Consider the following 24326-nt stretch of genomic DNA (forward strand, 5'->3'; position numbering starts at 1 on the left):
TGGTAGTCTCCGTTTTTGCTGGCTAAGGTGCGTCTTTTTGTCACGTATCTGAATAACCTGCCGATAAAACAGACATGGCCGCACGGCATCGAGTCTGTGGCGGGCCAGCGGACCATCTGCGAGCTTCACACATTGGGGTAATTATAATGAGCACAAGCACAGCCTTGGGCGGCGAAGCCGTTCAGCCTGCGTTCTTGTCCAAAGAGCGCATTATCGCCAAGCCCGGTTTCAACCGTTGGCTTGTTCCACCTGCAGCATTGGCAATCCATCTTTGCATCGGTATGGCTTACGGCTTTTCGGTGTTCTGGTTGCCGCTGTCGAAGGCTATCGGTGTTACGGCACCTGTCGCTTGCACACCGGACATGGGTTTCTTCGCGCAGATGTTCGCGTCGACCTGTGACTGGCAGATCTCCATGCTGGGCTGGATCTATACGCTGTTCTTCATCTTCCTGGGTTGCTCGGCTGCCATCTGGGGTGGCTGGCTGGAGCACGCAGGTCCACGCAAGGCCGGTGTCGTTTCGGCACTGTGCTGGTGTGGCGGTCTGCTGATTTCCGCGCTGGGTATCTACACGCACCAGATCTGGTTGATGTGGCTGGGTTCGGGGGTAATCGGCGGTATTGGTCTGGGGTTGGGCTATATCTCCCCGGTATCGACCCTGATCAAGTGGTTCCCGGACAAGCGCGGCATGGCGACCGGCATGGCGATCATGGGCTTTGGTGGCGGCGCGATGGTGGGCGCACCGCTGGCCACTGCGCTGATGGGGCATTTCGCTTCGGCTGAAAGCGTGGGTGTCTGGCAGAGCTTCGTGGTGATGGCGGTGATCTACTTCATCTTCATGATCGGTGGCGCTCTGGGCTACCGTGTTCCGCCAACCGGCTGGAAACCTGAAGGCTGGACCGCTCCGGCTGCCAAGGCCAAGAACTCGATGATCACCAACCGTCACGTGCATGTCAGCGTGGCCTGGAAGACTCCGCAGTTCCGTCTGGTCTGGCTGGTGCTGTGCCTGAACGTATCGGCCGGTATCGGCATCCTGGGCATGGCTTCGCCGCTGCTGCAGGAAGTGTTCGCTGGCAGGCTGCTGGGTAACACTCTGACGTTCGGCGAGCTGAATGCCGATCAACTGAAGGCCATTGCTGCCATTGCAGCCGGTTTCACAGGGCTGTTGAGCCTGTTCAACATCGGCGGTCGATTCTTCTGGGCGTCGTGCTCGGACTTCATCGGTCGCAAGGCAACCTACTTTGTGTTCTTCGCACTGGGCTTCCTGCTTTATGCGTCGGTTCCGACACTGAGTCACATGGGCAGCATCGCGCTGTTTGTTGCCGCGTTCTGCATCGTGTTGTCGATGTACGGTGGCGGTTTCGCGACGGTTCCGGCTTATCTGGCAGACCTGTTCGGTACACAGATGGTCGGTGCGATCCACGGTCGTCTGTTGACCGCATGGGCGGCGGCAGGTGTGCTGGGTCCGGTACTGGTCAACTACCTGCGTGAGTACCAGCTCAGCCACGGTGTTGCGCGTGCCGATGCCTACGACATCACCCTGTACATCCTCTCGGGTCTGCTGGTGCTGGGCTTTATCTGCAACCTGCTGATTCGTCCGGTTGCCGACAAGTACTTCATGACTGACGCCGAACTGGCGGCTGAACAAGCCATCGGCCACGACAAGGGCGCCAATGCCACCACTTCGCTGGAGTGGAAAGCATCCGACAGCAGCAAGCCACTGGTCATCGCGGCCTGGCTGGCCGTCGGCATCCCGCTGGCGTGGGGCATCTGGGTCACCCTGCAAAAGACCGCAGTGCTGTTTCACTAAAAGCCTGTAGGTCACAGAAAAGCGCTTGCACCTCGGTGCAGGCGCTTTTTTTTGCCCGCCTATTGCTCGCCGCGCTGGGTACTCAAGATCGGATGCAGAGCGTCCAGAACTGCATGCCGACGCGGAGCATCGACACGGTAGTCATTATCCGGTCACCTCTCGTTCCGCACGCTCCGCGTGGAAATGTCTTTCGTGACGCTCTGTGTCACACGTCTACGCCCCAATGTGCGCGATGCACTGCCCGTTCCGTGGCAGACGCTGCTACATTAGCAACCCCTGATTTATTGTTTGAAGGAGTTGTTCGCATGCTAGCCCACGTGGAGTCATACGCCGGTGATCCGATCCTTTCGCTGATGGAAACCTTTGGCAAGGATTCGCGTGCGGACAAGGTCAATCTGAGCATCGGCTTGTATTACGACGCAGCGGGTCGTATTCCGCAGTTGGCATGCGTAGCAACCGCGCAACAACAATTGGCCGAAGGCGAGCAGGCTGCTTCGGTGTATCTGCCGATGGAAGGTCTGGCGCCTTATCGGCAGGCGCTGCAGACCCTGCTGTTTGGGGCGGACCATCCGCTGGTGCAGGCTGGTCGTGTGGCGACTATCCAGACCGTTGGCGGCTCGGGTGCGCTGAAAGTCGGTGCCGACTTCCTCAAATATGCATTCCCGGACTCTCAGGTCTGGGTCAGTGATCCGACCTGGGAAAACCACCTCGCGCTGTTCGGCGGAGCGGGTTTCAAGGTCAATACCTACCCGTACTTTGATGCCCAGACCGGTGGAGTCAGGTTCGACGCGATGCTCGACACCGTGCAGAGCCTGCCCGCACAGAGCATTCTGCTGCTACACCCGTGCTGCCACAACCCGACCGGCGCCGATCTGTCGGTTGCGCAGTGGGATCAGTTGATCGCGGTGATCAAGGAGCGTCAGCTCATCGCGTTTCTGGATATCGCCTATCAGGGCTTCGGCAAGGGCATGGACGACGACGCCTACGCGATCCGTGCGATGGCCGATGCAGGTATCACCACGCTGGTCAGTAACTCGTTCTCGAAAATCTTCTCTTTATATGGCGAGCGGGTCGGCGGGCTGTCGGTGGTCTGCGAAGACACGGCGTCGGCTGCCAATGTGTTCGGTCAGCTCAAGGCCACCGTGCGCCGCAACTACTCCAGCCCGCCTGCGCATGGCGCGTTTCTGGTCTCCAAAGTCCTCAACACGCCGTACTTGCGTGATCAGTGGCTGAGCGAAGTCGAGGCCATGCGCGTACGCATCATCGACATGCGTACCCGCCTGGTTGAGGTGCTGGCGCAGAAAGTCGCCGGGCGTGATTTCAGCTTCATCCTCAGGCAGAACGGCATGTTCAGCTACACCGGGCTGACCCCGCAGCAGGTTGACGAGCTGAAAGATGTTCACGGCATCTACATGCTGCGCAGTGGCCGGGTATGCATGGCGGGCCTGAATGAAGAGAATATCGACAAGGTGTGTGACGCAATCGCGAGCCTTTTCGCTCACTAAATACCCTGCTGGTCGTCTGTTTGCTTCATGGCGAGCGCTTCTGAGCCTATAATGCTCGCCTTTTTTCGCCCAATGATTTTGCGGAGCTGGTGATGGCCGAACGTAAGGCGTACGTCGAGCGCAATACTCTGGAAACCCAGATCAAAGCCTCGATCAACCTGGATGGCACCGGAAAGGCCCGATTCGATATCGGCGTGCCGTTCCTTGAGCACATGCTCGACCAGATCGCCCGGCACGGGCTGATCGACCTGGACATCGAGTGCAAAGGTGACTTGGCAATCGACGACCACCACACGGTTGAAGATGTCGGGATCACCGTGGGCCAGGCGTTCAGCCAGGCCATCGGCGACAAGAAAGGCATTCGTCGTTACGGCCACGCTTATGTGCCGCTCGATGAGGCGTTGTCGCGTGTGGTCATCGATTTCTCGGGTCGTCCGGGCTTGCAGATGCATGTGCCGTACACCCGCGCCACGGTTGGCGGCTTCGATGTGGATCTGTTTCAGGAGTTCTTTCAGGGCTTCGTCAACCACGCGAACGTGACGCTGCACATCGACAACCTGCGTGGTACCAACACTCACCACCAGATCGAGACCGTGTTCAAGGCCTTCGGCCGTGCGCTACGCATGGCGGTCGAGCTGGATGAGCGCATGGCCGGTCAGATGCCCTCCACCAAGGGTGTGCTCTGATGCAGACGGTTGCGGTCATCGACTATGGCATGGGCAACCTGCACTCGGTCGCCAAGGCGCTGGAGCATGTCGGCGCAGGCCGTGTGCTGATTACCAGCGACGCCAAGGTGATTCGTGAAGCCGACCGTGTGGTGTTTCCGGGTGTCGGCGCGATTCGCGACTGCATGGCCGAGATCCGCCGCCTGGAGTTTGATTCGCTGGTTCAGGAAGTGAGTCAGGACCGTCCGTTTCTCGGCATTTGCGTCGGTATGCAGGCATTGCTCGACAGCAGTGAAGAGAATGGCGGCGTGGACTGCATCGGCATGTTTCCCGGGCAGGTGAAGTTCTTCGGCAAGGACCTGCACGAAGATGGCGAGCACCTGAAAGTGCCGCACATGGGCTGGAATCAGGTGTCCCAGGCGGTAGATCACCCGCTGTGGCACGACATTCCGGACCTTGCGCGCTTCTACTTCGTGCACAGTTTCTACATCGATGCTGCCAACCAGCGTCAGGTGGTCGGGCGTGGTCACTACGGGCTCGATTTCGCTGCAGCGCTGGCCGACGGTTCGCGTTTCGCCGTGCAGTTCCACCCCGAGAAGAGCCATACCCACGGCCTGCAGTTGCTGCAGAACTTCGCCGCCTGGGATGGTCGCTGGTAAGCGCATGAGCAAAACCAAGGGCAAGCCGCCCATTCTGACCCTCTCGCCTGAGCATGAGCAGCAGGCGATCGACAAGCTCAAGCGCCTGTTTGCAGACCGCTTCGAGCTGGAGCTGGGGACATTTGAAGTGGCGGAAGTGCTGGAGCTGTTCACGCGCGAGATTGCCCCGCATTACTACAATCGCGCCATCTTCGATGTTCAGCAGCATCTCAAGGAGCGGTTCGAGAGCATCGAAAGTGACCTTTGGGCGCTTGAGAAAAATTGAATAGAAGCAGCTTCACGCTTCAAGAATCAGTGAGTACGCATACTTGCAGCCAATCGCTTGCAGCTTGCCGCTCTTTTTGACCAAGGAAAAAGCATGCTGATTATCCCCGCTATCGATCTCAAGGACGGCGCCTGTGTGCGTCTGCGTCAGGGCCGGATGGAAGATTCCACAGTATTCTCCGATGACCCGGTGGCCATGGCCGCCAAGTGGGTCGAGGGTGGTTGCCGCCGTCTGCATCTGGTCGATCTGAACGGTGCGTTCGAAGGTCAGCCGGTCAACGGCGATGTGGTCACGGCCATCGCCAGACGCTACCCGAACCTGCCGATCCAGATCGGCGGCGGCATCCGTTCGCTGGAAACCATCGAGCATTACGTCAAGGCGGGCGTGAGCTACGTCATCATCGGCACCAAAGCCGTCAAGGAGCCAGAATTCGTGGCCGAAGCCTGCCGTGCGTTCCCCGGCAAGGTGATTGTCGGTCTGGATGCCAAGGACGGTTTCGTCGCCACCGACGGCTGGGCTGAAGTTAGCTCGGTGCAGGTCATCGATCTGGCCAAGCGCTTCGAGGCCGATGGTGTGTCGGCCATTGTCTACACCGACATCGCCAAAGACGGCATGATGCAGGGCTGCAACATCCCGTTCACCGCGGCATTGGCGGCTGCCACGCGGATCCCGGTGATCGCTTCGGGTGGCATTCACAACCTCGGCGATATCCAGGCGCTGCTGAATGCGAAGGCTCCGGGCATCATCGGCGCAATCACCGGCCGTGCGATTTACGAAGGCACGCTGGATGTGGCCGAAGCTCAGGCGCTCTGCGACCGCGAACAACGCTGAATAGCTGGAGATTGACTCTGTGGCCCTAGCCAAACGCATCATTCCTTGCCTCGACGTCGACAACGGTCGAGTGGTCAAGGGCGTCAAGTTCGAGAACATTCGCGATGCTGGCGATCCGGTGGAAATCGCGCGTCGGTACGATGAGCAGGGTGCCGACGAAATCACCTTTCTCGACATCACAGCCAGCGTTGACGGCCGTGACACCACGCTGCATACCGTCGAGCGCATGGCAAGCCAGGTGTTCATTCCGCTGACCGTGGGCGGCGGCGTGCGTACCGTTCAGGACATCCGCAACCTGCTCAATGCAGGCGCGGACAAAGTCTCGATCAACACCGCCGCGGTGTTCACCCCCGAGTTTGTCGGTGAGGCGGCTGCGCGTTTCGGCTCGCAGTGCATCGTGGTGGCTATCGACGCCAAAAAGGTCTCGGCCCCGGGTGAAACCCCGCGCTGGGAAATCTTCACCCATGGCGGGCGTAAGCCTACCGGGCTGGATGCGGTGCTCTGGGCGAAAAAGATGGAAGACCTGGGCGCTGGCGAAATTCTTCTGACCAGCATGGATCAGGACGGCATGAAGAACGGCTTTGATCTGGGCGTTACTCGCGCCATCAGCGATGCGCTGGGCATTCCAGTGATTGCCTCCGGTGGCGTCGGCAACCTTGAGCACCTGGCTGCCGGTGTGATTGAAGGCCATGCCAGTGCAGTGCTGGCCGCAAGTATTTTCCATTTTGGCGAGTACACCGTTCCTGAGGCCAAGGCCTACATGGCTGGCCGTGGAATCGTGGTGCGTTAAGCTCTTGCGCATGCAGGGCGAGCGTTGCCTGTTGCAGCCTCTGAGTTTGCAACACCCGGCGCTCGTTTCATTTCAGGTCGTTCCGGTGCGGGTTATTGCTTGTAAGCGACATCGCAGAGTACCGGGCTAGACAGTACAACGCGTTATCGGCACTCTGCATGCGTCGTCCACGATCGAGTGCCTGAACAATGTTCAAACGTCTATTTCTTGCCCTGATCGGGGTCGGCGTCCTGTTGAGTGAAGGTGCTCATGCCAGCGACACACGGCCTTATTCCATGGTGCTGCTGACCGAGAATTTTCCGCCGTTCAATATGGCGGTCGATGGCAAGAATTTCGCGCAGGAAAACAACATCGACGGCATCGCCGCTGAAGTCGTGCGCGAGATGTTCAAGCGCGCCAATATCGGCTACAGCATGACCCTGCGTTTTCCGTGGGATCGCGTTTACAAACTCGCCCTTGAAAAGCCCGGCTACGGGGTGTTTTCCACCACGCGTCTGCCCGAACGCGAGAACCTTTTCAAATGGGTCGGCCCGGTCGGTTCCTATGACTGGATCATGCTCGCGCGTGGCGACAGCCCCATCACTCTGACTTCGCTGGAGCAGGCCCGGGATTACAGGATTGGCGCCTACAAAGGCGATGCCATCGGCGAACGTCTGAACGCCATGGGGTTGAATCCGATCCTGATGCTGCGTGACCGGGACAACGTTAAAAAACTGGCCAATGGGCAGATCGACTTGTGGGCAGTGGGCGACCCTGTGGGTCGCTATCTGGCCAGGCTTGAAGGTGTCACCGGGTTCAAGACGGCGCTGCGTTTCAACAGTGCCGAGTTGTATCTGGCCCTCAACAAAAACACGCCCGACGAGGTCGTCACCCGTCTGCAAAAAGCCCTCGACGCAATGCGCGCCGAAGGCTGGGTAGACGCTGTCAAAGCGCGTTATCAGTAGTCAATCAACCGGGCACGGGCACAATGTCCTCTCGTACCACGGAAGGCTGGCCATTGATGTCATGGGCGTAGGTACAGATCTTCAACGGCAGCGACTTTGCGCGCAATGTCAGTTCACGGAACTGCACCTTGAAGCCTTGAGGGTCCGAGCAGTCCGTGTTGTCCGGAGGGCCGGTTTTGACTGTGTAGTGGTCGATCAGACGGTGGTCGTATGACCACTTGACTGACAGTGCACCGAACCGGCTTTTGCCAATCTTCACCTGCGGCTCAGGCGTCGGCCCCGCCGGTTGCAGCTCCATGGCCAGGGTCAGCGCGTTGCGCATCAGGCCGATACTCGGTCTCTCGTCCGCCGAAGACACTCCGACGATGCACAGCCAGTTGATGCCGATGCGGTTATCGACCAGGTCATTGATGGTCGCGTCCTGCGAAACGAGGGTGTGACTGTAGCCCACCGGGTTTTCACACTGCAGGGCCGAGTCGACTTTCTTGTAGCGGTAGAGGGGCGTGTCGACCTGAAATAACAGGTCCCAGGATGGATAGACACTCTTGCCCTCGGCATCGAGTTGCACCCTGGCGCGTTGCGCGGGTTGCCTGCCCAGGGTGTCGAAGTCGACCGAAAATCTCGGAAACAGGTCACAGATTGTCGGGTCGGTACTCAGCACGCCGACGACAAAGCACTTCTTCAACAGCGTGACCGGGCTGCCATAGTTGCTGTCGGCTAGCATCGGTGGAAAGCCGGGTATTTCATCGCTGAGGTCTTCGGTCGCGTTTCCCGACGAGGCCTGGTTGGTGAGGTTCACCACGGCATAGACCTCACCGTTGTCGCGGGTCAGGAGCGGGCTGCCGGAGGCGCCGGTATCGACATCCCGGCATTGGTTGCTGACCGTGTGACGCCAGACCCACGGCTGTTCAAGGACTTCCTGCGATGGGTTGTGAACGCATGCCGCCATGCGCAGGTGGCCCGTGTCCTTGTCCAGCGGAGCCCCCACCCAAAGAACTTCCTGTCCCTGTTCTGGCATTTCGCTGGCCAGTGCAAGCGGCTGAATACCGTCGTCGATCAGCGATCCGAGCGATGGCTGTAACTCGACAATAGCGAGATCAACACCCTGCATGCTGCTCCAGTTGATGCGTTTCAACGGGTAACTGCGTGCCGTGCTGTCGGTGAAAAAGTTGAACTGAACGCTGCCTTCGATCTCGCCGTCAGTGATGATCAAACCGTTCTGGCGGTTGATGCAATGCCCGCTGGTAAGCACGTAGGCCGGGGCTTGTGGCGGACCGTCCGGGGCTCGGGTGTCGATCAGCGTCGCAGTACAGTTCGAGCCGGACTGGCTCCTGATACGACCGATGCCATTCCAGTGGTCGCGTGAGCCATCGGCATTGAGCAGGACCATAGAAGGGGTCAGAGATTGCAGCCCTTCACCCAGGTCTGCGGGGGCGGCATGTATGGATAAGGGGAGTAGTGCGCCGATGCAACATGCACCGGCAATTGTGAGTCGTTTCATCATCAATCCTTGATAAAAGTAGTTGGCCTCCCTCATGGAGACCCTTTCCCTTTAATCCGGAATTGACGCGCCTGCAAGGCTGCAATGGCAGTGGGCACCTAAAACAGACTTTACCTACTTTGTGTAAGGAAGGTGCTGACTCAGCTTTGATGAGTGCTGCCCGGAAATCTGACGGGTCAGCGATACACCCCATTCTTGCCATGCGCCGCACTCGCCTGATTGCCGCGTTCGCTGATCATGCTGCGCAGGTCGATCCACTCGACGCCTTGGGCTTTGAGTTTAGGCAACTCGCGTTCCAGTACGTCCAGCGTGACCGGGTAGGGGTGACCGATCACTACGGCCGAGCCATATTTGTGGGCGATTTTGATGGCGGTCTGCAATTGGCGGGTAATGGCTTCGGCCGTGCGCTCGTCGTCCAGAAACACATCGCGAGACACGCTGGCCAGACCCGCGCGTTGCGCTTCGGCAGCGGCCACGGTTTTGGCGCTGGTGCGGCTGTCGACGAAAAACAGATGACGCCGCTGCAACTCGGCCATCAGCCAGCTCATGGCAACGGGCTCGGCCGTCATTCTGCTGCCCATGTGATTATTGATGCCGGCGGCATACGGCACTTTCAGCAGCGCGGCGTTCAAACGGCTTTCCAGTTCAGGCAGGGGCAGTTCGGGGTGCCAGGCATACGGGCCGGTCGCGGGGTCCATCGGCATGTGCAGCATCACCGTTTTACCGGCGTGGTGAGCCTGGCGGGCAAAGTCGGTGGCATGCGGGGTGTCAGGCATGATCGCCAGCGTGACGGGGCCTGGCAACGCCAGCGTGCGGCTGTCGCGGTCCGGATTCTGCCCCAGATCGTCGATGATCAGGCTGAGGTACGCTTTCGAGGGTTTGTCGGCATGCTCGGCTGACGCTGCATGGGCAGCGCCAGTGATCGAGAGTGCCAACAGCAACACGCCGAGAACACGCATCGGTCAGTTACCGCGGGTGATGCTCAGCCCCTTCAGCAGGCTGAGCGCCTGACTGAGCTGGAAGTCGTCATCCTGCGGACGCGCCTTGGCTGCAGCACTACCTTTGAGCGTCGGCTTGTCGGCACCGCCGTTGCCGTTGCCCAGGTGACCCAGCAGATCGGCTTCCTTGTAGTTCTCGCCGTCCGCTTCGTTGGTGACCTTCGCCCGACGCACCACGATGTCCGGGTTGATGCCCTGCGCCTGAATGGATCGGCCATTAGGCGTGTAATACAGCGCCGTAGTGATCTTCAGTGCGCGGTCGTTGTTCAGCGGCAGAACGGTTTGCACCGAGCCTTTCCCGAAGGTGTCGGTGCCCATCAGAATGCCGCGTTTCTGGTCTTGCAGCGCGCCGGCAACGATCTCCGACGCAGAGGCGCTGCCGCCGTTGATCAGCACCACCAGAGGCACGCCTTCGCTGGCGTCTGCCGGGTCTGCCGAGAAGCGCAGCTCGGAGTTGGCGATACGGCCTTTGGTGTAGACGATCAAGCCTTTGGTCAGGAAGTGATCCGCCACTTGCACCGCCGATTGCAGCACGCCGCCCGGGTTGTTGCGCAGGTCGAGGATCAGGCCGCTCATCTTCTTGCCGTTGTCCTTGCGGAATTTGGCCAGCGCCTTGCCGACTTCGTCACCGGTCTTGACCTGGAACTGAGTGATACGGATATAGCCGTAGCCGTTCTCCAGCATCTGCGCCTTGACGCTCTTGACCTGAATGGTCGCTCGCGCCAGTGTCACGTCGAACGGCGTGCCGCCGTCGCGCACCAGCGTCAGGGTGATCTTCTCGCCGATCTTGCCGCGCATCTTGTCGACGGCTTCCTGCATGTTCTGGCCCTGGGTCGGCGTGCCGTTGATCTTCACGATCAGGTCGCCTGCCTCGATGCCAGCCTTGGAAGCCGGGGTGTCGTCAATGGGCGAAACCACTTTGACGAAACCGTCTTCGACGCCCACTTCGATGCCCAGCCCGCCAAACTCGCCGCTGGTGCTTTCCTGCAGCTCCTGGAAATCTTCCGGGCCGAGATAAGCAGAGTGCGGGTCGAGGTTGCTGAGCATGCCCTTGATGGCGTTCTCCAGCAGGGTCTTGTCATCCACCGGCTCGACATACGCGGCCTTGACCCGATCCATGACCTCGGCAAAGGTGCGCAACTCATCCAGAGGCAGCGGCGGCTTGGCATTGGCGTTGGCGGGCGCAACGGCTGCAGGAGCGGCTGGCGCGGTCTTTTCGGCAGCTTGCGCCAGTGGCGCGCCGATAACGATGGCAATCGCCAGGGCCAGCGAGGTGAGGCGGGACAAATGCAGCATGTCTAACGAACTCCTACAGATATTGGCGCCGACTTATCCTTGAGTGCGGCACCATTGGGCCGGATCGCTGGGGCGACCCTGCTGACGAATAGCAAAGTACAACGCTGCCGTGTCCTGACCGCCACTATTGCCGACCGTGGAAATCGCTTCACCGGCTTTTACAATGTCACCTGCCGACTTGAGCAGGCTCTGATTGTGCCCATATAGGGTCAAATAGCCATTGCCATGGTCGAGAATGACCAGAAGCCCGGCACCGCGCAACCAGTCAGCGAACACCACTCGTCCGCCGTGCACTGCATGTACCTGGCTTCCGGCTGCCGCGCTGATCATGACGCCGTCCCATTTGGTCCGTTCATCATCACCGCGCGCTTCACCGAAACGTGCAAGCAGTCGACCATCGATAGGCCATGGAAGTTTTCCCTTGGCCTCGGCAAAAGGTCCGCCGTAGGAAACACCGGCACTGGAAACGACTGCGCCGGGGGCTTTGACCGGGCGACGCGGTGCGGGTTCATCATCGGCCTTGCTGCTGTTGCTATTGCTGTTGCGAGCCACGGCTTCAGCTTCGCGCTGACGTTTCTCTTCGGCTTCGCGGGCTGCAACCAGCGCCTTCTGACGCGCCTCTTCGGCTTCGCGTGCCTGACGGGCCAGGGTTTCTTCGATGGTCTTGAGCACTTTGGCCAGATCAGCCTGATCCTGCTGGCGGGCCTGCAATTTCTGGTCGCGGGCCTTGTAGTCCTGATTCAGCTTGGCCAACGCCTGCTGGCGTTCCTGGCGAACCTTGGCCAGCTCTTCTGTCTGGCTTTCCAGGTTGCTCTTCTGCACCAACAGTTGTGCCTGTTGCAGATCGATGTCTTTTTCGACTCCGGCCAGCTGGCGCAAGGTTTCATTGAAATTGTGCAGCTGCGCCAGACGCGCCTGGCTCAGGTAATCGTAATAGGTGAGGGTTCGGGCAAACTTCTCGGGGTGCTGCTGATTGAGCAACAGCTTGAGGTATTCCTGGCGGCCACTCTGATAGGCGGCGCGGGCCTGGATGGCAATCAGACGTTGCTGTTCAACGCGAGCGGTGTTGAGTTTTTTTTTCTCACTGTCGAGCTTTTGCAGCTCGGCTTCGGTCTTTTTTAGTTCCTTTTGCAGGACCTCGACCTGCTTCTCCAACTTGCCCATGTCGGTTTCAGTGGTGCGCAGATCCTTCTGGACGCCTGCACGTTCTTCCTGAAGCTTGCCCAGGACTTTTTGCAGCTCCGTCACGTCCTGACGCGCAGCATCTATCTGTTTTTGGGTTTGCACACGCTCGTCTTCGGCAAACGCCGGATTGAGCAGGCAGATCAGAGCAAGGGCAATCAAGGCGCGGAGCATGTGGGTGGGCGATACCGAGGAATTGTGAGAAAAAATGTCAGGCCTAGTATGCCCGCCATGCGTTGCAAAAAAAACGCCTCGCAGCCACTGCTTTGAGGCCTGGAACATAAAAAACCGGCCTTGCCTAATGGCTAAAGGCCGGTTTTCAGCGGTTTACTCGGTCACCAGGATCGAATGACCAGTCATTTCCGCCGGCTTCTCCATGCCCAGCAGTTGCAGCATGGTGGGCGCGACATCAGCCAGAACCCCGCCTTCGCGAACTTTCAGCGGTCGTTTGCCGACATAGACGAACGGCACCGGTTCTGACGTGTGTGCAGTATGCGCCTGTCCGGTAGAGTCATCGGTCATCTGTTCGACGTTGCCGTGGTCTGCCGTGATCAACGCTTCGCCGCCGACTTTTTCCAGCGCTTTGGTAATCCGCCCAACGCAGACGTCCAGGCATTCAACCGCCTTGATCGCGGCCTCCATGATCCCGCTATGGCCGACCATGTCGCCGTTGGCATAGTTGACGATGATCACGTCGTAACGCTGATGTTCGATGGCATCGACGATCCTGTCGGTCACTTCCGGCGCGCTCATTTCCGGTTGCAGGTCATAGGTGGCAACTTTCGGTGACGGAATCAGGATGCGCTCTTCGCCGGGGAACGGTTCTTCACGTCCGCCAGAGAAGAAGAAGGTGACGTGCGCATATTTTTCAGTCTCGGCAATACGCAGCTGGGTCTTGCCGTTGGCAGCCAGGTATTCGCCCAGTACGTTTTTCAGGCTGCCCGCCGCAAACGCGGAGGGTGCCGGGATACTCGCCGCGTACTGGGTCAGCATCACGTAGTTGATCTTTGGCTGGCGGGCGCGCTCGAAGTCCTTGAAATCGTCTTCGACGAATACGCGGGTCAGTTCGCGGGCGCGGTCGGCGCGGAAGTTCATGAACACCACCGCGTCGCCATCTTCCACTCTGGCGGGCTCGCCAATGCGTGTGGCTTTGACGAACTCGTCGTTCTCGTCGCGGGCATAGGCGGCTTCAAGCCCGGCTACGCCAGTCTCCGCGTGAAACTCTGCCGTGCTGTCGACGATCAGGTCATAGGCAGAAGAAACCCGGTCCCACCGGTTGTCACGGTCCATGGCGAAGTAGCGGCCAATGATCGTGGCGACTCGACCTTTGCCCAGGCGAGCGAAGGTCTGGTCCATCAGCTCAAGGGATTTCTTTGCGCTGCGTGGTGGTGTGTCGCGACCGTCGAGGAACGCGTGAAGGTAGATTTTCTCGGCGCCGCGCTTGGCGGCCAGTTCAGCCATGGCGACCAGGTGATCCTGATGGCTGTGAACGCCGCCATCGGACAGCAGGCCCATGATATGCACGGCCTTGCCTGCACTCACTGCTTTATCCACCGCAGCGCAGATGGTCGGGTTCTCGAAAAACTCGCCGTCACGAATGGCCTTGGTCACCCGCGTGAAGTCCTGATACACCACCCGACCGGCCCCGAGGTTCATGTGCCCGACTTCAGAGTTGCCCATCTGCCCGTCCGGCAGGCCGACGTCCATGCCCGAGCCGGAAATCAGGCCATTGGGCATGGTTTCGTAGAGACGATCCATGACTGGCATCTTGGCGGCCAGAATGGCGTTGCCCTTGTGGCTTTCGCTGTGTCCGAAGCCATCCAGGATGATAAGGACCAGAGGTTTTGGCGTGGCAGTCATAGAACCCACTCGATGCTGGTTGGATAAAGTACAAGGGAACGGCATTTTAAGGACAAGTTCAAACGGCGTCACTGCCGTACGGACTTTGGCCGACCTTGGCTGCTGTGTATACTGGCCGACATTTTAACGCCCTGGAACCTACTGATGGTTGCTCACCTGCTTGAATTCGCCACTAACCACTATTTGATCACCGGTGCCTTCGTCATTCTGCTGGGACTGCTGATCGCTTACGAACTGAGCAAAGGCGGCGCCAGCCTGAGCACCCGCGAGCTGACAGCACTGGTCAACAGCGACCAGGGCGTGGTCATCGATGTGCGCTCTAAAAAGGATTTCACGGCGGGTCACATTGTCGGCTCCCTGAACTTTCCGCAGGACAAGGTGCTGACCCGCACCGATGAACTGCAGAAATACAAGGACAAGACGTTGATCATAGTCGATGCAATGGGGCAGCATGCGGGCAGCACCGCCCGGGAGTTGCTCAAGTCCGGCTTCAAGGCGGCCAAGCTGTCCGGCGGTATTTCCAGCTGGCGCGGCGACAATCTTCCTCTGGTGAAGTGAAAATGGCCCAAGTCATCGTCTATTCCAGCGACTATTGCCCGTATTGCATACGTGCCAAACAGTTGTTGCAGAGCAAAAGCGTGGCTTTCGAGGAAATTCGCGTGGACGGCAAGCCGCAGCTCCGCGCCGAGATGACCAAGAAAGCCGGTCGCACGTCTGTACCGCAGATCTGGATCGGCTCGACCCACGTGGGCGGCTGTGACGACCTTTTCGCTCTGGAGCGTGCCGGCAAGCTTGATGCGCTGCTGGCCTGATTCCCTTTAATCTTTCAGCCCTATCTGACAAGGATCCGAGATGACCGATCAACCGAACAACGGCGCTGTTGAAAACGAAGAAAACGGCCCGCAATTTTCCCTGCAGCGTATCTACGTTCGCGACCTGTCGTTCGAAGCGCCAAAGAGCCCGGCGATCTTTCGCCAGGAATGGACGCCAACCGTCAGCCTTGACCTCAACACCCGCCAGAAACAACTGGAAGGCGATTTCTACGAAGTCGTGCTGACCTTGTCGGTGACCGTCAACAACGGCGACGAAGTTGCTTTCATCGTTGAAGTGCAGCAGGCCGGTATCTTCCTGATCAAGGGTCTGGAAGACGGCGCAATGAGCCACACCCTCGGCGCGTTCTGCCCGAACATCCTGTTCCCTTACGCTCGCGAAGCCATCGACAACCTGGTCGTACGTGGCTCGTTCCCTGCGCTGATGCTGGCCCCGGTGAACTTCGACGCGCTGTACGCGCAGGAGCTGCAACGCATGCAGGAAGCTGGCGAAACGCCGACTGTTCAGTAAGCGTTACCGCTGCAAGCAAAAAGCGCCTTTCGGGGCGCTTTTTTTGTGCATCGCCGATCGGTCTAGGCAAACCCGTGCTGACGCCATGCTTCATAGACAGCCACGGCGACGGTGTTGGACAGATTGAGGCTACGGCAGCCTTCACGCATGGGCAGTCGCAGGCGATGCTCGCTGCTCAGCGAGTCGAGAATGTCAGCGGGCAGGCCGCGGCTTTCCGGACCGAACAGAAATGCGTCGCCCGGCTCGAAGCTCGCATCGTGAAAAGGTCGCGAGCCTTTGGTGGTGAAGGCGAACAACCTGGGGTTGCCGATCTTCTCCAGGCAACTGGCCAGATCAGCATGAGTCTGCAGCGTGGCATACTCGTGATAGTCGAGACCGGCACGGCGCAGACGCTTGTCGTCCAGCTCGAAACCCAAGGGTTCGATCAAATGCAGGGTGCAGCCACTGTTGGCGCATAGCCTGATGACGTTGCCGGTATTCGGCGGAATTTCTGGTTGAAAAAGGATGACGTGAAACATGCACGGCTCCGAACGAAAGGACGGGATGCATTCTACCCTCGAAGAGGACCCGAGACCGAAGCTATGGCCGCGTGTTCTTGGCTCGATGGCAATTGTCGGCTTCACGGTGGGCACTATTATCGGTCGCCTGCTGCAGCCTGATCCTGTCGAGCTTGAGCAGATCGAGGAATTGCCCACTGGGCTTGCACTCTGGTTCAACGAAGAACCGAAGTATCAGGGCGCGACGGTAGACGGTGCAGTGGTGCTCAATGTCGACGCTTCAGGGCGGCCATGGACGGGGCAACTGAGATTCGACAACAAGGTAGCGCGCTGGAAGGTTGAACGAGGAGAGAAGGGGTTGGTGCTGACGCTCCTGGCGGCCCGCCCACTTCATGGCGACTGGCGCACTGAGAAGGTGGACGGGCGCTGGAGACTGGAGGTCAGTCTCCGGGAGGAATAAAAGAGGGGAATCCCCGGCCTGCCTGTACCAAGGTCCCCAAAACAGGTGATGTATAACCTAATGCAGAGGGCGTGCCAGTTTTCATTAACGAGTCCTGAAAAACTTCTCCATATTTTAATTCGCCTCGCCCCTTTCAACCTGTGTGTTCTCTGTAAATCACATAACTGTTTGAAATTTAAATGTTTTATAAATCCAGCGGAGCACTGCATCATGGCCGCCATCCTGAGCAGGTCATAGTGCCGTGCTGCGCCCTCTCGATAAGACACTGAGTACCGAAGCCTCCACTTCTGCACCAGCGCACTCAATTTGCGCACCACGCAAGCGCACAAACCCATACTGATGCACTCATTCGCTGGAAGGCGACCGTCGGCCCGCATTGTTCCTCCCCCGCATATAAACGCCTCTTCGCGCATCTGCCAAATGGCCGAGTGGAGCTGCGCGCGACACCGAAATTGCCTTTTTGTTCATCTGGTCTACAGTGATGAACGGGTTTTCATCGCGAAAAGACCTTGAAAATGGCCCAGAAAAGCAAAGTGAAGAATTTTTTTTGTGCTTGAAGAGGGTGCGTCGTCAAAGTGATGACAACTGTCACATTAACTGACTAGTCTCCCCGAAGTGCCCGAACTACAAGGCTTTCACCGGTTGGCCACTATTGTGCCTTCCATGAGTGCAGGGCCCGGAACGGCTGCATTTTTGCGGTTGGGTGCGTGAAAACAAGAGATCTGACGAACGGTACCAAAATATATTTTGGGAATTGGGTAATTAGGTCGATACACTCCGTGACGTTGTTGCTGACACGAGTTGTGACATATGACTGGATGTTCTCAAGATTCTTGAAAAAGCTTCTTTAGCGCATAAAAGCATTTGGTCAACGTGTTGCCATCGACAAACGCGGTCTAGTCAAAAGTCAGGGCGAACAGAATCCATTGATCTCGGATCGGGACTGTCGCCTATCGCTAATCCGTGGGTCAGGGCAAAGCCCGGCACCATGGATATAAAAAATTAGATTCACGAGGAGCGTAGCAATGAAGAAGTCCACCCTGGCTTTGGCCGTCACTGTCGGTGTATTGGCTCAGCAGGCCAGTGCAGCTGGTTTTCTGGAAGACAGTAAAGCGTCCGTCAGTTCTCGTACCCTGTATTTTGACAACGATTTCCGCGAAGGCACCACCCACAACAACCGCGAGACGGCCACTGGCCTGAAATTCGACTACCTGTCGGGCTTCACTCAGGGCACCGTTGGTTTTGGTCTGGACCTGCAAGGTCTGGTCGGTGTTCACCTTGACGGTGGCCGTGGCGCTCACTCCGGTGCTTTGAACGGCGGCATTCTGCCTACCGACAGCGACGGTTCTGCTGTCAACGAGTGGAGCCGTCTGGGCGCCAACGGCAAGGTACGCTTCTCGAAAACCGAGCTGAAAGTCGGTAATGCACTGGCACCTAACCTGCCAATCCTGGTCAGCAACGACGGTCGTCTTCTGCCTCAGGCTTTCCAGGGCGGCATCCTGACTTCCAAAGATCTGGACAACGTGACCTTCACCGCTGGCCAACTGGACAAGTCCATCGGCCGTGCCTCGAGCAACTGGACTGACCTGTCCATTGCCGGCGCTTCGCAGACCAGCGATCAGTTCCGCTTCGCCGGTGCTGACTGGAAAGTCACCAAAGACCTGACCCTGCAGTACTACTACGCCAACCTGGAAGACTTCTACAAGCAGCACTTCCTGGGTCTGGTTCATGTTTACCCGATCAGCGACAACCAGTCTTTCAAGACTGACCTGCGTTATTTCAACAGCAGCTCTGACGGCAAAAACAGCGACGCCGCTACCGGCTACCGTTTCAACAACAACAACGGTTATGCCAAGAACGCTGGCGAAGTGGATAACTCCACCTGGTCTGCCATGTTCACCTACTCCTTGGGTGGCCATGCGTTGATGGTTGGTCATCAGCAGGTTGGTGATGACGGCGGTATGGTTTTCCTGAACCAGGGCAACGTAACCAAAGACGGCACTTCCCGTACGAGTCTTGAAGGCAACGGCGGTTCGAGCTTCTACCTGTTCACTGACTCGATGATCAACGGCTTCAACCGCGCGGGTGAAAACACCACGTTCGGTCAGTACTCGTATGACTTCGCCAAAGTCGGCGTTCCAGGTCTGAAAGCAGCGGTTGCCTACCTGCACGCAGACGACATTCGTGACCGCACTACCGGTAACGAAGAGTACTCCGAGTGGGAAACCGACATGCGCGTTGACTACGTGATCCAGAGCGGTCCGATGAAGGGCTTCGGCACTACTCTGCGTCACGGTACCTACCGTGCCGACGGCGACCTGAACAACTCGACCAACACCGATCAAACCCGTCTGATCTTCAACTACACCTACAACTTCATGTAAGTGTATTGATGCTCAAAGAAACCCCGCCCCGTGCGGGGTTTCTTTTGCCTGTTTTTTGATATTCCTGGCAGGTATATGAAAGTTATTATTTATTCTTTTTGATTTTCCTCCATCCGGCGCACAGTGAGGTCAAACCAAGACATCCAGAACATGACCAGGAGCAACACCATGACACTGCGACTTGGCGACATCGCCCCGGACTTCGAGCAGGAATCCAGCGAAGGTCGTATCCGTTTCCATGAGTGGCTCGGCGATAGCTGGGGTGTGTTGTTTTCTCATCCGGCGGATTTCACACCTGTCTGCACCACCGAGCTGGGTTTCACCGCCAAATTGAAAGACGAGTTTGCCAAGCGGAGCGTGAAGGCGATTGCGCTCTCGGTAGATCCGGTCGACTCGCACATCAAGTGGATCGACGACATCAACACCACGCAAAACACCCAGGTCAACTTCCCCATCCTGGCCGATGCCGACCGCAAGGTTTCCGATCTGTATGACCTGATCCATCCCAATGCCAGTGACACACTGACGGTGCGCTCGCTATTCGTGATCGATCCGAACAAGAAAGTGCGCCTGACCATTACTTATCCAGCCAGTACCGGGCGCAACTTCCACGAGATACTGCGGGTCATCGACTCCTTGCAACTGACCGACAACTACAAAGTGGCCACGCCTGCCAACTGGGTGGATGGCGATGACGTAGTGATCGTACCGTCGATCAAGGACGAAGCCGAGATCAAGGAACGCTTTCCCAAAGGTTACAAAGCCGTCACGCCTTACCTGCGCCTGACGCCACAGCCAAACCGCTGACTTTCGATCGACCAGGCGTGGGGTTATTCGGGCCGATTTATCGGCCCTTTTTTATGCCCGGACACCGATCGTTCCTCACGCTCCAGCGTGGGAATGCCGTGGGTGACGCTCTGCGTCACCTATCTGCGCCGCGCCGCAGAGTCAGGATCGGACGCAGAGCGTCCAGAACGGCGCTATCACGCGGAGCGTGGGAGCGATAGCCGCCTGACCGGACACCGATCGTTCCTCACGCTCCAGCGTGGGAATGCCGTGGGTGACGCTCTGCGTCAACTATCTTCGCCGCGCCGCAGAGTCAGGATCGGACGCAGAGCGTCCAGAACGGCGCTACCACGCGGAGCGTGGGAGCGATAGCCGCCTGACCGGACACCGATCGTTCCTCACGCTCAGCGTGGGAATGCCGTGGGTGACGCTCTGCGTCAAATATCTTCGCCGCGCCGCAGAGTCAGGATCGGACGCAGAGCGTCCAGAACGGCGCTACCACGCGGAGCGTGGGAGCGATAGCCGCCTGACCGGACACCGATCGTTCCTCACGCTCCAGCGTGGGAATGCCGTGGGTGACGCTCTGCGTCACCTATCTGCGCCGCGCCCCAGAGTCAGGACCGGACGCAGAGCGTCCAGAACAGCATGCAGGTGCGGAGCGCGGCACGGTAGTTGAGATCTCTTATATTCATTTATGGAATAACCAAATGAATAAATAAGATTTATGGATATAAAAAATGGCTGTTAATGTCTCCTTCATTCCCGCTTTGTCCATCGGCATGTGCCGAGCAGAGACCCACCCATATCGGTATAGGAGCGCAGCATGCGCACTGTCATTTTGCGTCGAGGCCTTGTTGCGCTGTTTGCTGCTGCGATTGCCTTTGGTGTCGTTACTCAAGCTCAGGCAGAAGACCTGCGTATCGGTTATCAGAAGTACGGCACGCTGGTCCTGCTCAAAGCCAAGGGCTCGCTGGAGAAGCGTCTGGCCGAGCAGGGCGTGAACGTGCAGTGGACCGAATTTCCCGGTGGTCCGCAGTTGCTTGAGGGGCTGAATGTAGGCTCTATCGACTTCGGCGTGACTGGAGAAACACCGCCGGTCTTTGCTCAGGCTGCGGGTGCGGATCTGCTGTACGTTGCCTACGAGCCACCCGCTCCGACCAGCGAAGCCATCCTGGTGCCCAAGGACTCACCGATCACCTCGGTGAAGGATCTGAAAGGCAAGAAAGTCGTGCTCAATAAAGGCTCCAACGTTCATTACCTGCTGGTTAAAGCGCTGGAAGACGCAGGTCTCAAATACACCGATATTCAGACCGTGTTCCTGCCGCCAGCCGATGCGCGTGCCGCTTTCGAGCGCGGCAGCGTGGACGCCTGGGTCATCTGGGACCCGTACCAGGCCGCAGCTGAACAGCAACTGCAGGCGCGCACATTGAAAGATGGCACCGGCATCGTCGACAACCATCAGTTCTATCTGGCAACCAAACCTTACTTGCAGAAGAACCCCAAGGTCATTCAGGCCTTGATCGAGGAAGTTCGCGCAGTGGGCGAGTGGTCCAAGGCTCACCCGGAAGACGTGACCAAACAGGTCGCACCGTTGCTGGGGCTGCCTGCCGACATCACCCTGACCTCGGTGAAACGCCAGGGCTACGGCGCGCAGTTCCTGACTCCGCCGGTGGTGGCTGCGCAGCAGAAAATCGCTGACACCTTCTACCAGCTCAAGCTGATTCCCAAGCCGCTCAGCATCGCTGATGTGGTCTGGACGCCACCTGCTGCTGTGGCTCAGGCACAGTGATCAACAGGCCCTTCGAGGAGAAAACTCCATGAGCCTCAGTGCTTCACAACGCATCGTTCACCGACTGGCACCCTGGGCGCTTCCAGTCCTGTTATTGGCGGTCTGGCAACTGTCGGTCAGCGCTGGCTGGTTATCCACACGCATCCTGCCAGCACCCAGCGCCGTCATCGAGGCGGGCGTCAATCTGGTCGCCAGTGGCGAAATTTGGACCCACCTGGCAATCAGTGGCTGGCGCGCCGGGATCGGCTTTGCTATCGGTGGCGGCATCGGCCTGGCGCTGGGTTTTATCACCGGCCTGAGCAAGTGGGGCGAGCGTCTGCTGGACAGCTCGGTGCAGATGATCCGCAACGTGCCGCATCTGGCGCTGATTCCGCTGGTCATCCTGTGGTTCGGCATTGACGAGACCGCCAAGATATTTCTGGTCGCGCTGGGTACCCTGTTTCCGATTTACCTGAATACCTATCACGGCATCCGCAACATTGATCCGGCGCTGGTAGAAATGTCTCGTAGCTATGGCCTGTCAGGTTTCAGCCTGTTTCGTCATGTGATTCTGCCAGGTGCCATGCCCTCGATTCTGGTCGGCGTGCGCTTTGCGCTGGGTTTCATGTGGTTGACGCTGATCGTCGCTGAAACCATTTCGGCCAGTTCCGGCATTGGCTATCTGGCGATGAATGCGCGGGAGTTTCTGCAAACCGACATCGTGGTGCTCGCCATCGTGCTGTACGCCGTACTCGGCAAGCTGGCCGACCTGGCGGCGCGAGGCCTGGAACGTGTCTGCCTGCGTTGGCATCCGGCCTATCAAACGAGCAAAGGCGGTGCCGCATGACCAGTCTGAAACAGCAACCACCGCATCTGTTGCGCGGCATACCGCTGGCGGTGCAAAACCTGAAAAAAGCCTTCGGCTCCCGTGAAGTACTCAAGGACATCGACCTGCACATTCCGGCCGGTCAGTTCGTCGCCATCGTCGGCCGAAGTGGTTGCGGCAAAAGCACCCTGTTGCGCCTGCTCGCCGGCCTCGAGAAACCGACGCAAGGCCAGTTGCTTGCCGGCTCTGCGCCATTGGACGATGCCCGTGAAGATACGCGATTGATGTTTCAGGAAGCGCGCTTGCTGCCCTGGAAGAAAATCATCGATAACGTTGGTCTGGGGCTGAGCGGTGACTGGCGCGCGCAAGCCCTTGAAGCGCTTGAGGCCGTCGGCCTTGCCGAGCGCGCCAATGAATGGCCGGCGGCGTTGTCCGGTGGCCAGAAGCAGCGTGTTGCACTGGCCCGCGCGCTGATCCACAAGCCGCGGCTGCTGCTACTCGACGAGCCATTGGGTGCGCTGGATGCCCTGACCCGCATCGAAATGCAGCAACTGATCGAAAAGCTATGGGGCCAGTACGGCTTCACCGTGCTGCTGGTCACCCACGATGTCAGCGAGGCCGTCGCCATTGCCGACCGGGTGATCCTGATCGAGGAAGGACAGATCGGCCTCGACCTGCTGGTCGACCTGCCTCGTCCACGCGCTCGAGGCTCGCATCGCCTTGCCGCACTGGAAGCCGAAGTACTCAACCGCGTGCTGGCACTCCCTGGCTCGCCACCCGACCCGGAACCGTTTTCGCCACTGCCCACGCAACTGCGCTGGGCAAATTAACCCTGATCCCCCAAAGGAAGACATGCCATGACTATCAAAGCCATCAACGTTCGCAACCAGTTCAAAGGCACCATCAAGGAAATCGTCCACGGCGACGTACTGTCGGAAATCGACGTGCAAACCGCTTCGGGCGTCGTGACCTCGGTCATCACCACTCGCTCGGTCAAAGAGCTGGAGCTGGTCGTTGGCAGTGAAGTGATTGCCTTCGTGAAGTCGACTGAAGTCTCTATCGCCAAGTTGTAACCGATGGGCAAAAAAATACCCCGGACGGTCCTGGCCCTCCGGGGTTTTTTGCTTTATTTCAGGTGTTCTGAATACGTTTCGGCAAAAACACTGGCAAATACAGCCCCAGATAAGCATCAAACACCCGCATGCCTTCTTCGGCCATGCGCGGTGTGATCTCGTCATGCAACTGCACTGACCGCGCATACACCCGATCCCCCAGTTCCATCGCCAGTGCAAACACGTCTACATCGTCCGGCAGCGCAGGCAGCTGGAAGTGGCGATCGAACACTTCAAGCATCAGGTGCCCCAGTTCAATATCGTGCTGACGGTCGGCCTGATTGATTTCGGTCAGGCCGTGCTGGGCAAGAATCAACTGGCGGGCGGCGGCGTCGGCGTTGTAGATGGCCAGCATGCGCAGTTCGACGATACGTGACAGGTCGCGCCAGGTATGGAGTTGGTCGGTGTCGATGGGGGCCTGCAGCGAGGCGCGGAAAGCGGCGTGGATGTCGGCGGTCAGTGCTTCAAGCAGCGCGGGGACGCTGGCGAAGAAGTGGTACACAGACGAGGGCGGAATGCCGGCTCGCTCGGCAACGCTGTAGATCGACAGGCTGGCCACCCCCTGTTCTGCAAGCAGCGTACGTGCGGTGTCCAGAATCGAATCGATTCTGGCCTGGCTGCGTGCTTGAGGTTTGCGGGGGGTGACGGCGCGTGTCATGGGCGTGGCTCTTGGTTGGGCTGGCGGTATTGTAAGGGATTCTGACCGGAAGGAATCTCTGTCGTCGCCAAACGATTATCGCTCCCACGCTCCGCGTGGTAGCGCCGTTCTGGACGCTCTGCGTCCGATCTTGAGCTAGCGGCGCGGCGCAGAGTTGTGACGCAGAGCGTCATGAAATGCGTTCCCACGC

The 24326-nt window shown here is 58.6% G+C and carries 25 protein-coding genes; 18 read left to right on the forward strand and 7 right to left on the reverse strand.

The genetic code is table 11. The annotated features are described in order from the left end of the window. Positions 1–146 precede the first annotated feature (146 nt). From I9H07_RS00560 to I9H07_RS00595, 8 genes are all read left to right on the forward strand, one after another. Positions 147–1808 carry an OFA family MFS transporter gene (locus tag I9H07_RS00560; RefSeq protein WP_032606150.1) on the forward strand — a complete coding sequence of 554 codons (1662 nt, stop codon included), beginning with the start codon at positions 147–149 and terminating at the stop codon, positions 1806–1808. Positions 1809–2113: 305 nt separating this feature from the next. Then, the gene (locus I9H07_RS00565) at positions 2114–3313 is read left to right on the forward strand and encodes an aromatic amino acid transaminase (RefSeq protein ID WP_236423313.1); all 1200 of its coding nucleotides are present in this window, start codon (positions 2114–2116) and stop codon (positions 3311–3313) included. A gap of 92 nt (positions 3314–3405) precedes the next feature. Further along, complete coding sequence (gene hisB, locus I9H07_RS00570) at positions 3406–3999, forward strand: imidazoleglycerol-phosphate dehydratase HisB (protein WP_002551454.1); 594 nt, start codon at positions 3406–3408, stop codon at positions 3997–3999. After that, on the forward strand, positions 3999–4637 hold the full coding sequence (hisH, locus tag I9H07_RS00575) for an imidazole glycerol phosphate synthase subunit HisH (protein WP_024646355.1): 639 nt from the start codon (positions 3999–4001) through the stop codon (positions 4635–4637). The genes hisB and hisH overlap by 1 nt, the downstream gene beginning before the upstream one ends. Before the next feature lie 4 nt (positions 4638–4641). Continuing rightward, positions 4642–4902, forward strand: a complete 261-nt coding sequence (locus I9H07_RS00580; RefSeq protein WP_024675740.1) for a DUF2164 domain-containing protein — start codon at positions 4642–4644, stop codon at positions 4900–4902. Positions 4903–4995: 93 nt separating this feature from the next. Then, positions 4996–5733, forward strand: a complete 738-nt coding sequence (hisA, locus tag I9H07_RS00585; RefSeq protein WP_003372206.1) for a 1-(5-phosphoribosyl)-5-[(5-phosphoribosylamino)methylideneamino]imidazole-4-carboxamide isomerase — start codon at positions 4996–4998, stop codon at positions 5731–5733. A gap of 19 nt (positions 5734–5752) precedes the next feature. Continuing rightward, positions 5753–6523 carry an imidazole glycerol phosphate synthase subunit HisF gene (hisF, locus tag I9H07_RS00590; protein WP_024675742.1) on the forward strand — a complete coding sequence of 257 codons (771 nt, stop codon included), beginning with the start codon at positions 5753–5755 and terminating at the stop codon, positions 6521–6523. 188 nt (positions 6524–6711) lie between these two features. Further along, positions 6712–7467 carry a substrate-binding periplasmic protein gene (locus I9H07_RS00595; RefSeq protein ID WP_058390980.1) on the forward strand — a complete coding sequence of 252 codons (756 nt, stop codon included), beginning with the start codon at positions 6712–6714 and terminating at the stop codon, positions 7465–7467. Positions 7468–7471: 4 nt separating this feature from the next. On the opposite strand, the gene I9H07_RS00600 is transcribed toward I9H07_RS00595, so the two are convergent. From I9H07_RS00600 to gpmI, 5 genes are all read right to left on the reverse strand, one after another. After that, a complete protein-coding gene (locus I9H07_RS00600) occupies positions 7472–8968 on the reverse strand; it encodes a trypsin-like serine peptidase (protein ID WP_058390979.1) in 1497 nt (498 codons plus the stop codon). A gap of 176 nt (positions 8969–9144) precedes the next feature. Further along, on the reverse strand, positions 9145–9927 hold the full coding sequence (locus I9H07_RS00605) for a divergent polysaccharide deacetylase family protein (protein WP_058390978.1): 783 nt from the start codon (positions 9925–9927) through the stop codon (positions 9145–9147). Positions 9928–9930: 3 nt separating this feature from the next. Next, positions 9931–11262 (reverse strand): S41 family peptidase, encoded by a 1332-nt coding sequence (locus I9H07_RS00610; protein ID WP_058390977.1) that lies wholly within the window; start codon positions 11260–11262, stop codon positions 9931–9933. Positions 11263–11295: 33 nt separating this feature from the next. After that, the gene (locus I9H07_RS00615; RefSeq protein ID WP_236423312.1) at positions 11296–12618 is read right to left on the reverse strand and encodes a murein hydrolase activator EnvC family protein; all 1323 of its coding nucleotides are present in this window, start codon (positions 12616–12618) and stop codon (positions 11296–11298) included. Positions 12619–12771: 153 nt separating this feature from the next. Continuing rightward, on the reverse strand, positions 12772–14304 hold the full coding sequence (gene gpmI, locus I9H07_RS00620; protein WP_236423310.1) for a 2,3-bisphosphoglycerate-independent phosphoglycerate mutase: 1533 nt from the start codon (positions 14302–14304) through the stop codon (positions 12772–12774). A gap of 144 nt (positions 14305–14448) precedes the next feature. Between gpmI and I9H07_RS00625 the strand changes: the two genes are divergently transcribed. The 3 genes from I9H07_RS00625 to secB are packed head-to-tail and all read left to right on the forward strand — an operon-like array spanning position 14449 to position 15645. Further along, positions 14449–14862 (forward strand): rhodanese-like domain-containing protein, encoded by a 414-nt coding sequence (locus I9H07_RS00625; RefSeq protein ID WP_024675750.1) that lies wholly within the window; start codon positions 14449–14451, stop codon positions 14860–14862. A 2-nt stretch (positions 14863–14864) separates the two neighbouring features. Beyond that, entirely contained in the window at positions 14865–15116 is a 252-nt protein-coding gene (gene grxC, locus I9H07_RS00630; RefSeq protein ID WP_002551467.1) for a glutaredoxin 3, read from the forward strand. 40 nt (positions 15117–15156) lie between these two features. Beyond that, a complete protein-coding gene (gene secB, locus I9H07_RS00635) occupies positions 15157–15645 on the forward strand; it encodes a protein-export chaperone SecB (protein ID WP_024646364.1) in 489 nt (162 codons plus the stop codon). A 62-nt stretch (positions 15646–15707) separates the two neighbouring features. Here secB and trmL read toward each other — a convergent pair whose 3' ends face one another. After that, positions 15708–16163, reverse strand: a complete 456-nt coding sequence (gene trmL / locus I9H07_RS00640) for a tRNA (uridine(34)/cytosine(34)/5-carboxymethylaminomethyluridine(34)-2'-O)-methyltransferase TrmL (RefSeq protein WP_002551469.1) — start codon at positions 16161–16163, stop codon at positions 15708–15710. Here trmL and I9H07_RS00645 point away from each other — a divergent pair. The 7 genes from I9H07_RS00645 to I9H07_RS00675 all read left to right on the forward strand — a co-directional run bounded on the left by I9H07_RS00645 (position 16162) and on the right by I9H07_RS00675 (position 23439). Further along, complete coding sequence (locus I9H07_RS00645; RefSeq protein WP_024675751.1) at positions 16162–16602, forward strand: hypothetical protein; 441 nt, start codon at positions 16162–16164, stop codon at positions 16600–16602. The genes trmL and I9H07_RS00645 overlap by 2 nt on opposite strands. Positions 16603–17627: 1025 nt before the next feature. After that, the gene (locus tag I9H07_RS00650) at positions 17628–18986 is read left to right on the forward strand and encodes an OprD family porin (RefSeq protein WP_024675752.1); all 1359 of its coding nucleotides are present in this window, start codon (positions 17628–17630) and stop codon (positions 18984–18986) included. A 168-nt stretch (positions 18987–19154) separates the two neighbouring features. Continuing rightward, complete coding sequence (locus I9H07_RS00655; RefSeq protein WP_236423309.1) at positions 19155–19793, forward strand: peroxiredoxin; 639 nt, start codon at positions 19155–19157, stop codon at positions 19791–19793. A gap of 802 nt (positions 19794–20595) precedes the next feature. Then, positions 20596–21561, forward strand: a complete 966-nt coding sequence (locus I9H07_RS00660) for a sulfonate ABC transporter substrate-binding protein (RefSeq protein WP_236425245.1) — start codon at positions 20596–20598, stop codon at positions 21559–21561. A gap of 28 nt (positions 21562–21589) precedes the next feature. Continuing rightward, positions 21590–22387: an aliphatic sulfonate ABC transporter permease SsuC gene (gene ssuC / locus I9H07_RS00665; protein ID WP_024673628.1), complete on the forward strand. Its 798-nt coding sequence runs from the start codon at positions 21590–21592 to the stop codon at positions 22385–22387. Beyond that, positions 22384–23196: an aliphatic sulfonates ABC transporter ATP-binding protein gene (ssuB, locus tag I9H07_RS00670; protein WP_058824073.1), complete on the forward strand. Its 813-nt coding sequence runs from the start codon at positions 22384–22386 to the stop codon at positions 23194–23196. Before ssuC ends, ssuB begins: the two co-directional genes overlap by 4 nt. A 27-nt stretch (positions 23197–23223) precedes the next feature. Beyond that, entirely contained in the window at positions 23224–23439 is a 216-nt protein-coding gene (locus I9H07_RS00675) for a TOBE domain-containing protein (protein ID WP_002555770.1), read from the forward strand. Between the two features lie 58 nt (positions 23440–23497). On the opposite strand, the gene I9H07_RS00680 is transcribed toward I9H07_RS00675, so the two are convergent. After that, complete coding sequence (locus I9H07_RS00680; protein WP_024673630.1) at positions 23498–24136, reverse strand: TetR/AcrR family transcriptional regulator; 639 nt, start codon at positions 24134–24136, stop codon at positions 23498–23500. Between the last annotated feature and the right edge of the window lie 190 nt (positions 24137–24326).

This window comes from Pseudomonas syringae, from assembly GCF_023278085.1.
GTDB lineage: Bacteria > Pseudomonadota > Gammaproteobacteria > Pseudomonadales > Pseudomonadaceae > Aquipseudomonas > Aquipseudomonas syringae_Q.

What these genes read in the sequence shown, in the direction of transcription:
- I9H07_RS00560 (WP_032606150.1), top strand. Translation starts at nt 147, where the DNA reads ATGAGCACAAGCACAGCCTTGGGCGGCGAAGCCGTTCAGCCTGCGTTC.
- I9H07_RS00565 (WP_236423313.1), top strand. Translation starts at nt 2,114, where the DNA reads ATGCTAGCCCACGTGGAGTCATACGCCGGTGATCCGATCCTTTCGCTG.
- hisB (WP_002551454.1), top strand. Translation starts at nt 3,406, where the DNA reads ATGGCCGAACGTAAGGCGTACGTCGAGCGCAATACTCTGGAAACCCAG.
- hisH (WP_024646355.1), top strand. Translation starts at nt 3,999, where the DNA reads ATGCAGACGGTTGCGGTCATCGACTATGGCATGGGCAACCTGCACTCG.
- I9H07_RS00580 (WP_024675740.1), top strand. Translation starts at nt 4,642, where the DNA reads ATGAGCAAAACCAAGGGCAAGCCGCCCATTCTGACCCTCTCGCCTGAG.
- hisA (WP_003372206.1), top strand. Translation starts at nt 4,996, where the DNA reads ATGCTGATTATCCCCGCTATCGATCTCAAGGACGGCGCCTGTGTGCGT.
- I9H07_RS00595 (WP_058390980.1), top strand. Translation starts at nt 6,712, where the DNA reads ATGTTCAAACGTCTATTTCTTGCCCTGATCGGGGTCGGCGTCCTGTTG.
- I9H07_RS00600 (WP_058390979.1), bottom strand. Translation starts at nt 8,968, where the DNA reads ATGAAACGACTCACAATTGCCGGTGCATGTTGCATCGGCGCACTACTC.
- I9H07_RS00605 (WP_058390978.1), bottom strand. Translation starts at nt 9,927, where the DNA reads ATGCGTGTTCTCGGCGTGTTGCTGTTGGCACTCTCGATCACTGGCGCT.
- I9H07_RS00610 (WP_058390977.1), bottom strand. Translation starts at nt 11,262, where the DNA reads ATGCTGCATTTGTCCCGCCTCACCTCGCTGGCCCTGGCGATTGCCATC.
- I9H07_RS00615 (WP_236423312.1), bottom strand. Translation starts at nt 12,618, where the DNA reads ATGCTCCGCGCCTTGATTGCCCTTGCTCTGATCTGCCTGCTCAATCCG.
- gpmI (WP_236423310.1), bottom strand. Translation starts at nt 14,304, where the DNA reads ATGACTGCCACGCCAAAACCTCTGGTCCTTATCATCCTGGATGGCTTC.
- I9H07_RS00625 (WP_024675750.1), top strand. Translation starts at nt 14,449, where the DNA reads ATGGTTGCTCACCTGCTTGAATTCGCCACTAACCACTATTTGATCACC.
- grxC (WP_002551467.1), top strand. Translation starts at nt 14,865, where the DNA reads ATGGCCCAAGTCATCGTCTATTCCAGCGACTATTGCCCGTATTGCATA.
- secB (WP_024646364.1), top strand. Translation starts at nt 15,157, where the DNA reads ATGACCGATCAACCGAACAACGGCGCTGTTGAAAACGAAGAAAACGGC.
- I9H07_RS00645 (WP_024675751.1), top strand. Translation starts at nt 16,162, where the DNA reads ATGCACGGCTCCGAACGAAAGGACGGGATGCATTCTACCCTCGAAGAG.
- trmL (WP_002551469.1), bottom strand. Translation starts at nt 16,163, where the DNA reads ATGTTTCACGTCATCCTTTTTCAACCAGAAATTCCGCCGAATACCGGC.
- I9H07_RS00650 (WP_024675752.1), top strand. Translation starts at nt 17,628, where the DNA reads ATGAAGAAGTCCACCCTGGCTTTGGCCGTCACTGTCGGTGTATTGGCT.
- I9H07_RS00655 (WP_236423309.1), top strand. Translation starts at nt 19,155, where the DNA reads ATGACACTGCGACTTGGCGACATCGCCCCGGACTTCGAGCAGGAATCC.
- I9H07_RS00660 (WP_236425245.1), top strand. Translation starts at nt 20,596, where the DNA reads ATGCGCACTGTCATTTTGCGTCGAGGCCTTGTTGCGCTGTTTGCTGCT.
- ssuC (WP_024673628.1), top strand. Translation starts at nt 21,590, where the DNA reads ATGAGCCTCAGTGCTTCACAACGCATCGTTCACCGACTGGCACCCTGG.
- ssuB (WP_058824073.1), top strand. Translation starts at nt 22,384, where the DNA reads ATGACCAGTCTGAAACAGCAACCACCGCATCTGTTGCGCGGCATACCG.
- I9H07_RS00675 (WP_002555770.1), top strand. Translation starts at nt 23,224, where the DNA reads ATGACTATCAAAGCCATCAACGTTCGCAACCAGTTCAAAGGCACCATC.
- I9H07_RS00680 (WP_024673630.1), bottom strand. Translation starts at nt 24,136, where the DNA reads ATGACACGCGCCGTCACCCCCCGCAAACCTCAAGCACGCAGCCAGGCC.